The sequence below is a fragment of the Flavobacterium fluviale genome, assembly GCF_003312915.1.
Classification (GTDB): Bacteria; Bacteroidota; Bacteroidia; order Flavobacteriales; family Flavobacteriaceae; genus Flavobacterium; species Flavobacterium fluviale.
In genome coordinates this window covers 88,582-100,568 of sequence record NZ_CP030261.1, presented here as the reverse complement: position 1 = coordinate 100,568, position 11,987 = coordinate 88,582, and the positions used below count along the sequence as shown (strand labels likewise).

The window sequence follows — 11,987 nt, the reverse complement described above, 5'->3', positions numbered from 1 at the left end:
CTTTTCGTTAAAGTTGTTTTTTAGTAAACCAGTAAAATATTTGTAACTTTGTGTAAGGTAACCAAATCAATATTTTAACAAACACTCAATTATTTATGAACTACATTCTTTTCGACGGACCCGTTCGGAATGCTTTATTACCTTTTACCTTTACGAGGCCTGTGGCTGATATTTTGGTCGGAATAATGACCATTCGTCAAAAATGGGAAAAACGTCTCGGTTCAACAATTACCACTATTACCGAAGAATACTTGTCAGAGAAATTTCCAATGGTTGAAATGGAAGAAAATGTAATGATCAATGCAGCGTATTTGCCAAATGATACACTTGTAGAGATGATTTCTGACTTAACCGAAAATCAGGCAATTTTTAAAGGAGAAGATGTAATTGCATTCTTCGCAACCGAAAACCAAGAAGAAGTTGATTTTGATTCGTACGAAATTATCCAGTACAATGATGATTGTATTACTATAGAGCATACTTGGGATATTTTTTCTAAAAATGATGTAGCTATCCGTCAAGATTTTGATTATTTGACAGAAGATCGAAAATCGCAGCCAATTCCAAAAAGCGTTAATGTAATTGCTCCTGAAAATATATTTATAGAAGAAGGCGCTAAATTAGAGTTCGTAACTTTAAATGCTTCAAATGGTCCTATATATATAGGTGCGAATTCGGAGATTATGGAAGGGACTGTAATTCGCGGACCTTTTGCTTTGTGCGAAAATGCAATGGTAAAAATGTCTGCCAAAGTTTACGGGGCGACAACTGTAGGGCCAGGATCTAGAATTGGAGGAGAGGTTAAGAACTCTGTTCTTTTTGCAAATTCAAATAAAGGACATGAAGGATTTTTAGGAGATTCTGTCTTAGGCGAATGGTGTAATATCGGAGCCGATTCTAATAATTCAAACCTGAAAAATAACTACGAAGAAGTAAAACTTTGGAGTTATGAAACAGAAGGTTTTGCAAAAACCGGACTTCAGTTTTGCGGTTTAATGATGGGAGATCACAGTAAATGCGGTATCAATACAATGTTTAATACTGGAACTGTTGTTGGAGTAAGCGCCAATATTTTTGGATCTGGTTTCCCGCGTAATTTTGTTCCGAGTTTCTCTTGGGGCGGTGCAGCAGGTTTTACAACTTATGTAACGAAAAAAGCTTTTGAAACGGCAAGATTGGTTCTTTCAAGACGAAATATTGATTTTGATGAAACGGAACAAGCAATTTTAGAACACGTTTTTGAGGAAACAAAAAAATGGAGAAAGGACTAATTAGATAATTAGAAAATGTGACAATTTGAGAATTAGATAATTTTTTTAACCCGACAGGTTTTTAAAACCAGTCGGGTTTTGTTTTGTTGTGGAATTTTAAAAATGATACATTTTCAAATTAAACAAATGATCTAATTATCAAATCGTCACATTTTCTAATTCCCTAATTGGTACATTATCCAATTAAAATCTATCTTTGCGCTTTCAAAAAAATACTTGCGTAGAAATCTAAAAATCTAAGCAGTCTAAAATCTAAAAATCTAAATGATTACAGTTAACGATATTTCGGTTCAGTTTGGTGGAACTACACTTTTTAGCGATGTTTCTTTTGCTATAAATGAAAATGATAAAATTGCCCTTATGGGTAAAAATGGTGCGGGAAAATCAACACTTTTAAAAATAATTGCTGGTGTAAACAAACCTTCTACCGGAAGTGTTTCTGCTCCTAAAGAGGCTGTAGTTGCTTATTTACCGCAGCACTTGCTTACGCAAGACGGCGCGACTGTTATGGAAGAAGCGTCAAAAGCATTCAGCGAGATTTTTAAAATGAAATCGGAAATTGACGAAATCAATGAGCAGTTAACGGTTCGTACGGATTATGAAAGTGACGAATACATGAAATTGATCGAACGAGTTTCTGACTTAAGCGAAAAATTTTATGCTATTGAAGAGGTAAACTACGAAGCTGAAGTTGAAAAAATATTAGTAGGTTTAGGTTTCGAACGTGAAGATTTTACAAGACAAACTTCTGAGTTTTCTGGAGGATGGAGAATGCGTATCGAACTGGCTAAGATCTTATTGAGAAAACCAGATTTGATTTTATTGGATGAGCCAACGAACCACATGGATATCGAAAGTATTCAATGGTTAGAAGATTTCCTATTGAATCAAGCTAAAGCCGTTGTGGTAATCTCGCACGATAGAGCGTTTGTAGATAATATTACAAATCGTACTATTGAGGTTACAATGGGAAGAATCTACGATTACAAAGCAAAATATACCCATTATTTAGAATTGAGAAAAGACCGTCGTATTCATCAGCAGAAAGCTTACGACGAACAACAAAAAATGATTGCAGATAACAGAGCTTTTATTGATCGTTTTAAAGGAACTTTTTCTAAAACAGATGCTGTGCAGTCTCGTGTTAAAATGTTAGAAAAACTCGTTATCGTTCAGGTAGATGAAGTAGATACATCAGCATTAAAATTAAAATTCCCGCCGGCAGCACGTTCTGGACAATATCCTGTTGTGGTAAAAGATTTGTCTAAATCTTACGGTGACCATGTTGTTTTTAAAGATGCTAATATTGTGATTGAAAGAGGGCAAAAAGTGGCATTTGTTGGAAAAAATGGAGAAGGAAAGTCGACCATGATCAAGGCAATTATGAAAGAAATTGGTATTGATGAAGGAAGCGTTGAAATTGGTCATAATTCTCAAATTGGTTATTTTGCACAAAATCAAGCGGCTTTATTAGATGAAAATGCTACCATTTTTGAAACTATTGACAATATTGCTGTTGGTGATATTAGGACACAAATTAAAAATATTTTAGGTGCTTTTATGTTCCAAGGTGATGATATTACCAAAAAAGTAAAAGTTCTTTCTGGAGGAGAAAAAACACGTTTGGCAATGATAAAATTATTGTTAGAACCAGTAAACTTATTGATTCTGGATGAGCCTTCGAATCACTTGGATATGAAAACAAAAGACATTATTAAAGATGCACTTCGTGATTTCGACGGAACTTTAATCTTGGTGTCACACGACCGTGATTTCCTTGACGGTTTAGCAACTAAAGTTTTTGAGTTCGGAAACAAAAGAGTTAAAGAGCACTTTGAGGATGTTGCAGGTTTCCTTGCTCATAAGAAAATGGACTCTATGAGAGAGATTGAAAAATAAAAAAAAATATATTATATGAAAAAGCACAAGATTTATCTTGTGCTTTTTTTGTTTTTGGTGTAATTGAATTTTTTTAAAGTTTCCTTAGAAAATTGTTTGTGCTATCTGAGTAATCTACGTCGATTTTGGGAACTTTAATCCATTATGCTTACTAGCTGTCAGCTGTTTTTTTAGGAATGGCTACGTTAATTTTAAGAAATGGCGGGGCAGAGGGCTTATAACTGGTTAAGTTATGCTCTTTATTTAATGGAGGATTGCGGCTCCGAATTATTGGATGTTTTTAGATTCTAATTCCAGGAGGAAGTAATTCTTTATATCTAGGGTTTTTTTTGAAAAAAGAAACAATCTTTGGGTGAATTGGAACAACTCTATAATTTTTTTCAGAGCTTAATTCTAAAATGTTTTTAAGTAAAGCATTGATAGCTTCTTCGTTTTGATAAGAATCTGGGGTGTTAATTTTGGTTAAGAAGATTTTTTTTTCTTGAAATGAATATTCAACTGCCAGCATTCCTTCAGGTACGACAGTTTCAAATTGGCGCGCAAAAGTGTTGTCTTTTATTTCCATAGTTACAAAAGTTTCCATAGTAATTTTCTTTTAGGTTATGTTTATAAATTGAATTTGGGACTTGAAATACTATTGAAAGAAAATTCTTTATAAGATTTTAAGATCAAAAAATATTTCAAATACAAAGGTAATCATTTGATTTTCAATATTAAATTATTTTTTGAACAGCTCAAGATTAAGCAATTGTTTCTGTGTTTATTTTTTTGGATTGAAGTAATAATATGGAGCGAAATTTGATTAAGATGATATTAAAAAAAGTAACTTTATTTTTTTTTAAAATAAATGTCTTAATGATAATTTCATTTTAATAGCATGAGTAAAATTCCAGTTTATTTTATGCCGGGTCTGGCAGCGAGTTCGTCTATTTTTGAAAGAGTAAAATTAGATGAAGATGTTTTTGAAATGTTTCTTTTAGAATGGGAGATTCCCAAACCTAAAGAATCACTTTCGGATTATGCGCTTCGCATTAGTGAAAAGATAAAACATGCAAATCCTGTTTTAATTGGAGTTTCCTTTGGCGGGATTTTAGTTCAGGAGATTTCGAAACATATAAAAACGCGAAAAGTTATTATTATATCGAGTGTGAGAAGCAATGTTGAATTTCCTAGAAGAATGAAAATAGGGAAAACCACGAAAGCCTATAAACTAATTCCGATGCAGTTGATTTTAAACATAGAGAAACTGGCTAAATTTTCTTTTGGCGAAAAAGTCAATAAGAGAATTAAACTCTATGAGAAGTTTTTATCTGTACGTGATTTGGGTTATCTGCAATGGGCTGTAGAAAGTGTGATTCGCTGGGATAGAAATCAAATTGATGAAAATGTAGTTCACATTCACGGAGATCAAGACGAGGTTTTTCCAATAAAATATATCAATAAGTGTATTATTGTAAAAGGCGGAACCCATATTATGATTCTTAATAAATATAAATGGTTGAATGAGAATTTGCCTTCTATTATATTGGAGGAGTAAAGTTTTAAAATTCCAATTTTTAAAATTCCAAATTCCAAATTCAAAGTTTGATGTTTCGAGTTTTTAGGCTTTGTCAAAGTTTAAAACTTTGAGAAAGATAAATTATAAGCTATTTGCGGTATATTGTCATTTCGACCGAAGGGAGAAATCTCCGCAAGTAGCTCCTCAAAGAGAATCGATAATCTTTGTCGAGTTTCTTGCGGAGATTTCTGTCCCGAAGCCTCGGGATCGAAATGACAAACTATATGTTTTAAGCAATAAAAAAATCCCAAACACCACTAAATTGGAATTTGGGATTTAAAATATTGAAATTTAAAGAAATTTAGATTTTCTTCATTTGTTCTTTCATCATAGAAATTTGCTCTTTCAGCATTCCTTGTTTGTCTAATTTTTTAGCTTCGTTTAATAAATTAGTCGCTTCAAGTTTTCTTCTGCGTGACATTGCAACTCCTGCAAGGTTCAATTTAGCTACAGCTAAATCCATATCCATTGATAGTCCAAGTTCGATAGCTTTTTTGAAATGTTTCTCTGCTTGGTTGATATTGGTTTGAGACAACATGATTCCTTGTAAATAATTTAAGTATCCTTGCTGCTTTCTTACTAATGCCCCTTCTGGATTTTTAATATATGATAACCATTTTTTAGCACCTTCAAAGTCTTGTTTTCTTAATTTTAGGAAAGCTAAAAGGATAAATTCGTTTTTAAAATAAAGAAAAATTGGAATCGCAGTTAGTAAAATAAGGAAAATACCATTTCCGATATTACTTTCTGTAAATTGCCAAATGCCAGCTACAACAAGAAGTCCGGCCAAAATAAGTTTAATATTTTTGTGAAACATAATTAATGTAAATTTGTGATTGCAAAGATAGTAAAAGGAATTAAAAATATTTTTATAAAACTACTTGCCAGAAAAAAAAGTCTTTGTATATTTGCACTCGGTTTTTGAGCAACGATATCGAAAACTAGAAAAAGAGATATTAGATACCATTTTAAAGATACAAAACAATGAGCAAAAGAACATTTCAACCATCGAAAAGAAAAAGAAGAAATAAGCACGGATTTATGGACAGAATGGCTTCTGCGAATGGAAGAAAAGTTCTAGCGCGTAGAAGAGCAAAAGGAAGACATAAATTAACTGTTTCTAGCGAACCTAGACACAAAAAATAATGTTTGTATAAACATACATAAGGCGATTACTTTTTTAGTATCGCCTTTTTTTATACCTTGTCGGTAAAAATTTTTGCAACATTCTAGTTTAGAATCGACTACGAATGTTTTTTAGAAGTACTTTATATAACTACACAATACATACAAAATGCCTAAAGACACATCAATTAAATCCGTTTTAATAATAGGTTCGGGACCTATTGTTATTGGTCAAGCTTGCGAATTCGACTATGCAGGTTCTCAATCTGCACGTTCTATTCGTGAAGAAGGAATTGAAGTTATCTTGATTAACTCAAATCCAGCGACGATTATGACCGACCCATCTATGGCCGATCATATTTATTTGAAACCATTAACGACAAAATCGATTATTGAAATTCTTAAGGAACATCCACAAATTGATGCTGTTTTACCTACAATGGGAGGACAAACGGCTTTGAACTTGTGTTTGGAAGCTGAAGAAAAAGGAATCTGGCAGGATTTCGGAGTAAGATTAATTGGAGTTGATGTAAACGCAATTAATATTACAGAAGACAGAGAGCAGTTTAAACAGCTTTTAGAAAAAATCAATGTACCAACTGCACCTGCAAAAACAGCTACTTCATATTTAGAAGGAAAAGAAATTGCTCAAGAATTTGGTTTTCCGCTTGTAATTCGTCCTTCGTTTACACTTGGAGGAACAGGAGCTGCAGTAGTTTACAAAAAAGAAGATTTTGATGAGCTTTTAACAAGAGGTCTTGAAGCTTCTCCAATTCACGAAGTTTTAATTGATAAAGCTTTAATGGGATGGAAAGAATACGAATTAGAACTTTTAAGAGATAAAAACGATAATGTTGTAATTATCTGTTCAATCGAAAATATGGACCCAATGGGAATCCATACTGGAGATTCGATTACAGTTGCGCCTGCAATGACTTTATCGGATACAACTTTCCAAAAACTGAGAGATTACGCAATCTTGATGATGAGAAGTATTGGAAACTTTGCTGGAGGATGTAACGTACAATTCGCAGTTTCGCCAGACGAAAAAGAAGATATCGTAGCGATCGAAATTAACCCTCGTGTGTCTCGTTCTTCTGCATTAGCATCAAAAGCAACGGGTTACCCAATTGCTAAAATTGCTTCTAAACTCGCTTTAGGATACAACTTAGATGAATTACAAAATCAAATTACAAAATCGACTTCGGCTCTTTTTGAACCAACTTTAGATTATGTAATCGTGAAAATACCACGTTGGAACTTTGATAAATTTGAAGGATCTGACAGAACTTTAGGTCTTCAGATGAAATCTGTAGGTGAGGTTATGGGAATCGGGCGTTCTTTCCAAGAAGCACTTCACAAAGCGACTCAATCTTTAGAAATTAAAAGAAATGGGTTAGGAGCTGACGGAAAAGGTTATAAAGATTACGAGCAGATTATCGAAAAACTTACTTACGCAAGCTGGGACAGAGTTTTTGTAATTTATGATGCAATCGCAATGGGAATTCCGTTGAGTCGTATTCACGAAATTACAAGAATCGATATGTGGTTCTTAAAACAATACGAAGAGCTTTATGTTTTAGAGAAAGAAATTTCAAATTATAAAGTTTCTAATCTTCCTAAAGAATTATTGCTTGAAGCGAAACAAAAGGGTTTTGCTGATAGACAAATTGCTCACATGATGAACTGTCTGGAAAGTGAGGTACATTCTTTACGTATGGAGCAAAATATTAACCGTGTGTTTAAACTGGTTGATACTTGTGCCGCTGAGTTTAAAGCGCTTACTCCTTATTACTATTCAACTTTTGAAGCTGAAATAGAAAAGGCAAACGGAGAACGCTATGTAGATAACGAAAGTATTGTTACAGATAAAAAGAAAGTTATCGTTCTAGGTTCTGGACCAAATAGAATTGGTCAGGGAATTGAGTTTGATTATTCTTGTGTACACGGAGTTTTAGCAGCAAAAGAATGCGGTTACGAAACAATCATGATTAACTGTAATCCTGAAACGGTTTCTACAGATTTTGATACAGCTGATAAATTATACTTCGAGCCAGTTTTTTGGGAACATATTTATGATATTATCCAGCACGAAAAACCAGAAGGTGTAATTGTGCAGCTTGGTGGACAAACAGCTTTAAAATTAGCAGACAAATTATCTAAATATGGTGTGAAAATCATCGGAACTAGTTTTGATGCGCTTGATTTAGCTGAAGATAGAGGTCGTTTCTCAGATTTACTGACTGAATTAAATATTCCTTTCCCAAGATTTGGAATAGCTGAAACTGCAGACGAAGCTTCGACTTTAGCTGATAGTTTAGATTTCCCACTTTTAATTCGTCCTTCTTATGTACTAGGAGGTCAGGGAATGAAAATTGTAATCAACAAAAAAGAACTTGAAGAACACGTTATCGATTTGTTGAAAACAATTCCAGGAAACAAATTACTTTTGGATCACTATTTAGCTGGAGCGATTGAAGCTGAAGCTGATGCCATTTGTGATGCTGATGGAAATGTCTACATCATTGGTATTATGGAGCACATTGAGCCTTGTGGAGTTCACTCTGGAGATAGTAACGCAACATTACCTCCTTTTAACTTAGGAGAATTTGTAATGCAGCAGATTAAAGATCATACTCATAAAATTGCAAGAGCTTTAAAAACAGTTGGTTTAATCAATATTCAATTTGCGATTAAAGATGATACGGTTTACATTATCGAAGCAAATCCAAGAGCTTCTAGAACTGTTCCGTTTATTGCAAAAGCTTACGGAGAACCTTATGTAAACTACGCTACAAAAGTGATGTTAGGTCACAATAAAGTAACTGACTTTGATTTTAACCCGCAATTAAAAGGATATGCAATCAAACAGCCGGTTTTCTCTTTCAGCAAGTTCCCGAACGTAAACAAAGCGCTAGGACCAGAAATGAAATCAACAGGAGAAAGCATCTTGTTTATTGATGACTTAAAAGACGATCAATTCTACGAATTGTACTCTAGAAGAAAAATGTATTTGAGCAAATAATCTCAGATTCTGATATAAAAAAGAAAGCTCCAATGAAAATTGGAGCTTTTTTGCTTATATTGAATTCTAAATTTATTCACTTTGACCAAAAGTCATATTGTCTCTTGTATTTTTTTGCACAGAAATAGCACCAAATAAAGCTAATAAAAAGGCAAATGCATAGAAACCTTTTTCGCTTGGTAAAATAGTTGCATTCCACAATCCTACAACTAAAAGTACAATAGACAAAAGAGTTCCAAACCAGCAGATTCCGTAATACATATCGGTTACAGGAAGTTTTTCAAGTCTATCTCTAACACTTTTTTGAAGAGAAACTACCGCAAAAAGTCCGAACATTAAAACGGTAAAGTAATAACCTTTTTCGTTTAACAGCATTTCTGCTCTGGCAAGTCCAACTATAAATCCAATTGTTCCAGCTCCCAGAGCAACCCATGATGCCGCTATAAAGGCATTTGATGTTTTTTGTATCATATTAATTAGGTTTGTTTATTTTGAAATTTTGTTTTTTGGTGAATCATAATCTCATTTTGTAAATGTAATTAATTTTAGTTATCAGCAAAATTAATTTAAGACGTATAATCTGTCTATTCCGAATCATTAATCTTTCTAGAATAAATTTCTCATTTACTACGAGCTGCTTTTTTTTAACATTGCAAATTAATACATTTAATATGTAAGAAAAAAGTTATTTTTATAGAGTTTATTGATGCTTTTCTAATATATTTGTAGGATTAATACTAATTATAGATATAAAAGAATGGAAATTGGAAAAAAAATGTTTTTGATTATTTTTTTATTATCACAACTTTTTATTCGATGCAGCAATGATGATAATTGCGTAAAGGTTGCAGAAAGGGAAATGACAGAAGAAGAAGTTTTAGAAATTAATCAATTAAGTAATTTTCTTTCAGAAGATTTGGGCATAACCTTAAAAAAGATTATTTACAGCCCAAGTAAAAGTGCTTTTGTAATTGATGGCGACATACTAATGCCTTTGGAGGATGCGAGGCAGCGCCTTAAAAAAACAGATTTAAAAATTAAAGATAAGGCTAATCAAAGAGTAAGTAAAAAATTGATAGCCCCGCAATTTGCATCTTCTATACAAGTTTACATATATCCCGAAGTTCCTTTAGAGTGGAGAAACGCCATTAACGAATCAATAAAGAACTGGAACAATGCAAATACAAATCTAAATTTAACTGTAGTAAAAGATCAACCGCTATACGGTATAAAAATAACGATGTTTGATGGTGGAAATATACCAGCAATTGCTTACGGCAGTCTTCCTTCTGGTTTACCTGGAGACAGCATAACTATAAATACTTATTATAATAATTTAGAAGAATCAAAAAAAATAAATGCACTGACACATGAATTTGGTCATTGTTTTGGATTGCTGCATACTAATGATACAGATGCTGCTTTAATACCATGCACTCCAGTTTCAGAAATGAATTCTGTGATGTTTTCATTGAATCAAACATGGAACGGTTTTACCTATTATGATAAAGTTGCAATTAGTACATTATATCCCGTAGGACTAGGAACAAAAAAAATGTACACATTTAGAAAAAACAAATCGTTTTTATATAGTTCAGATCCTTGTGAAATTAACCCCGAAAAAAATGACTGCATTTTACAAGAAGAGGCTTGTTATTTATATTCGACACAAGTTGAAGGAACTGTACCGTTATATAGATCTTATGATGCAGATTCTCAAGGTCATCAGTTGAGCAGAGTACAAACTTCTACGGATGATGTTATTCAAGGTTATTTATATTCAACGCAACAGCTGGGAACTACTCCTCTTTATCGTGTTACACATTACGAATTTAGGCCGCAAGGAAATATTTACCATTACTTATATACTACGGAAGATTGGGGTGCACCTTTTCAAATAATTACAGGTTATGTTATAAAAAGATAGTGCGTTAATAGTAGGTATTAACGTAAAATAAAAAAAGGGAATTAATTTTTGAACTGCCTCCAAATAGTGTAACTTTTTGGGGGCAGTTCATTTTTTTAGAATTCCCTTTTTTTTATTTTTTGATCAATTGTTCTAATGGTTTTAATTGAGCCATGTCAATTTTGGATTTTTGCAAGACAGACATAAGAGTCATAATATTATTAGGATTCATATCTTCACCTAAAACACGAACTACTGCAAAGCCAGTTTCTTTTCGGTTTACAAATACAACAAATTCTTTAATATTGTCTTCAGATCCAACGTAGCTTACAGATGCACCGTCTTTACCAGATCCAAATTTCATAAGTTGTTCGTACTTGGGATTTTTTAAAATGGCATTGACTTTTGTTCTTTCTGTTTCAAACTGCGCTTGATTTTTGTCATTTGCTTTGAAAGCCAAAATATTCATTTTTTCGAAAGAATTTACCGCCTCAGTTTGTTCTGCTGAAAGTTTCGTTTTTTCAAGATTTAGAATATTGGGCGAAATATCCAATGCTATAAAATCTTTGTTTTCTGTGTTTTCAACAAAATACTTTTGTAATGTTGGTTCAGAGTTACAGCTTCCTAAAGTTAGTAAAGCGATAAGTGCTATGGTGAAAATAGTTGTCTTCATTTTATTTTTTACCTTTAGAAGCTTTCTTTAAGTCGGTCCCGCCAGGAAGCTGCATTTTATCTGTTAAGACAGAGATTTCGTTTAGATCAAAGTTACCAGTTAAAGATAATAAAACAGTTTCATCATTCTTTGCTCCATCAACAAACATTAATAATTCTTTGATTTTTGTGTCTGCTGCGCCAGATTTTACCATTATTCTAACATTTTTACCGCTGTCATTTACACGCATTAATTCTTCTAATCCAGCTGTTTTTATGTATTTATCAGCTGTTGATTTCATATCTGCTTCGATTTTTGGATTTTTTGTGGTAAACACTTTTAGATAATCCAATTTTTTGATTAGAGCAATATATTGTTGTGTTTCTTTGTCAGAAGCATCAACTTTTACTTTACTCATTAAATCGAACATTTTTTTGTTTACAATTACAGATGTTACATCGTCTTGACCATCAAATTTGTCAAAAGCATTTTGTGCATAAAAAGTCGTTGTTACAAATGCGAAAACTAGTGTTATGATTAAATTTTTCATT

The 11,987-nt window shown here is 32.8% G+C and carries 11 protein-coding genes; 6 read left to right on the top strand and 5 right to left on the bottom strand.

The window, feature by feature from the left end:
- Positions 1-95: 95 nt before the first annotated feature.
- Positions 96-1,271, top strand: a complete 1,176-nt coding sequence (locus tag HYN86_RS00520; RefSeq protein ID WP_113676307.1) for a GlmU family protein — start codon at positions 96-98, stop codon at positions 1,269-1,271.
- Between the two features lie 264 nt (positions 1,272-1,535).
- The gene (locus HYN86_RS00515; protein ID WP_113676306.1) at positions 1,536-3,170 is read left to right on the top strand and encodes an ABC-F family ATP-binding cassette domain-containing protein; all 1,635 of its coding nucleotides are present in this window, start codon (positions 1,536-1,538) and stop codon (positions 3,168-3,170) included.
- A 280-nt stretch (positions 3,171-3,450) separates the two neighbouring features.
- Here HYN86_RS00515 and HYN86_RS00510 read toward each other — a convergent pair whose 3' ends face one another.
- The gene (locus HYN86_RS00510) at positions 3,451-3,753 is read right to left on the bottom strand and encodes a GNAT family N-acetyltransferase (RefSeq protein WP_230406408.1); all 303 of its coding nucleotides are present in this window, start codon (positions 3,751-3,753) and stop codon (positions 3,451-3,453) included.
- Positions 3,754-4,047: 294 nt separating this feature from the next.
- Here HYN86_RS00510 and HYN86_RS00505 point away from each other — a divergent pair, with 294 nt between their 5' ends.
- Complete coding sequence (locus HYN86_RS00505) at positions 4,048-4,707, top strand: alpha/beta hydrolase family protein (protein WP_113676305.1); 660 nt, start codon at positions 4,048-4,050, stop codon at positions 4,705-4,707.
- Between the two features lie 322 nt (positions 4,708-5,029).
- Here the strand turns inward: HYN86_RS00505 and HYN86_RS00500 are convergent, their stop codons facing one another.
- Positions 5,030-5,545: a hypothetical protein gene (locus HYN86_RS00500; protein WP_057117767.1), complete on the bottom strand. Its 516-nt coding sequence runs from the start codon at positions 5,543-5,545 to the stop codon at positions 5,030-5,032.
- A gap of 167 nt (positions 5,546-5,712) precedes the next feature.
- Here HYN86_RS00500 and rpmH point away from each other — a divergent pair, with 167 nt between their 5' ends.
- Together rpmH and carB are read left to right on the top strand one after the other, a co-directional pair.
- Positions 5,713-5,874, top strand: a complete 162-nt coding sequence (gene rpmH, locus HYN86_RS00495) for a 50S ribosomal protein L34 (protein WP_008464848.1) — start codon at positions 5,713-5,715, stop codon at positions 5,872-5,874.
- 148 nt (positions 5,875-6,022) lie between these two features.
- Positions 6,023-8,878 carry a carbamoyl-phosphate synthase large subunit gene (gene carB / locus HYN86_RS00490; RefSeq protein WP_113676304.1) on the top strand — a complete coding sequence of 952 codons (2,856 nt, stop codon included), beginning with the start codon at positions 6,023-6,025 and terminating at the stop codon, positions 8,876-8,878.
- A 72-nt stretch (positions 8,879-8,950) separates the two neighbouring features.
- On the opposite strand, the gene yiaA is transcribed toward carB, so the two are convergent.
- The gene (gene yiaA / locus HYN86_RS00485; RefSeq protein WP_113676303.1) at positions 8,951-9,349 is read right to left on the bottom strand and encodes an inner membrane protein YiaA; all 399 of its coding nucleotides are present in this window, start codon (positions 9,347-9,349) and stop codon (positions 8,951-8,953) included.
- Positions 9,350-9,635: 286 nt separating this feature from the next.
- Between yiaA and HYN86_RS00480 the strand changes: the two genes are divergently transcribed.
- Positions 9,636-10,805 (top strand): M57 family metalloprotease, encoded by a 1,170-nt coding sequence (locus HYN86_RS00480; RefSeq protein ID WP_113676302.1) that lies wholly within the window; start codon positions 9,636-9,638, stop codon positions 10,803-10,805.
- 112 nt (positions 10,806-10,917) lie between these two features.
- Here the strand turns inward: HYN86_RS00480 and HYN86_RS00475 are convergent, their stop codons facing one another.
- Positions 10,918-11,457 carry a DUF4252 domain-containing protein gene (locus tag HYN86_RS00475; protein WP_113676301.1) on the bottom strand — a complete coding sequence of 180 codons (540 nt, stop codon included), beginning with the start codon at positions 11,455-11,457 and terminating at the stop codon, positions 10,918-10,920.
- A 1-nt stretch (position 11,458) separates the two neighbouring features.
- Positions 11,459-11,986: a DUF4252 domain-containing protein gene (locus tag HYN86_RS00470; protein ID WP_113676300.1), complete on the bottom strand. Its 528-nt coding sequence runs from the start codon at positions 11,984-11,986 to the stop codon at positions 11,459-11,461.
- Position 11,987: the final 1 nt, after the last annotated feature.

Coding starts and splice junctions, on each gene's coding strand:
- HYN86_RS00500 (WP_057117767.1), bottom strand. CDS start 5,545: ATGTTTCACAAAAATATTAAACTTATTTTGGCCGGACTTCTTGTTGTA.
- HYN86_RS00510 (WP_230406408.1), bottom strand. CDS start 3,753: ATGGAAACTTTTGTAACTATGGAAATAAAAGACAACACTTTTGCGCGC.
- HYN86_RS00515 (WP_113676306.1), top strand. CDS start 1,536: ATGATTACAGTTAACGATATTTCGGTTCAGTTTGGTGGAACTACACTT.
- rpmH (WP_008464848.1), top strand. CDS start 5,713: ATGAGCAAAAGAACATTTCAACCATCGAAAAGAAAAAGAAGAAATAAG.
- HYN86_RS00505 (WP_113676305.1), top strand. CDS start 4,048: ATGAGTAAAATTCCAGTTTATTTTATGCCGGGTCTGGCAGCGAGTTCG.
- HYN86_RS00520 (WP_113676307.1), top strand. CDS start 96: ATGAACTACATTCTTTTCGACGGACCCGTTCGGAATGCTTTATTACCT.
- carB (WP_113676304.1), top strand. CDS start 6,023: ATGCCTAAAGACACATCAATTAAATCCGTTTTAATAATAGGTTCGGGA.
- yiaA (WP_113676303.1), bottom strand. CDS start 9,349: ATGATACAAAAAACATCAAATGCCTTTATAGCGGCATCATGGGTTGCT.
- HYN86_RS00470 (WP_113676300.1), bottom strand. CDS start 11,986: ATGAAAAATTTAATCATAACACTAGTTTTCGCATTTGTAACAACGACT.
- HYN86_RS00475 (WP_113676301.1), bottom strand. CDS start 11,457: ATGAAGACAACTATTTTCACCATAGCACTTATCGCTTTACTAACTTTA.
- HYN86_RS00480 (WP_113676302.1), top strand. CDS start 9,636: ATGGAAATTGGAAAAAAAATGTTTTTGATTATTTTTTTATTATCACAA.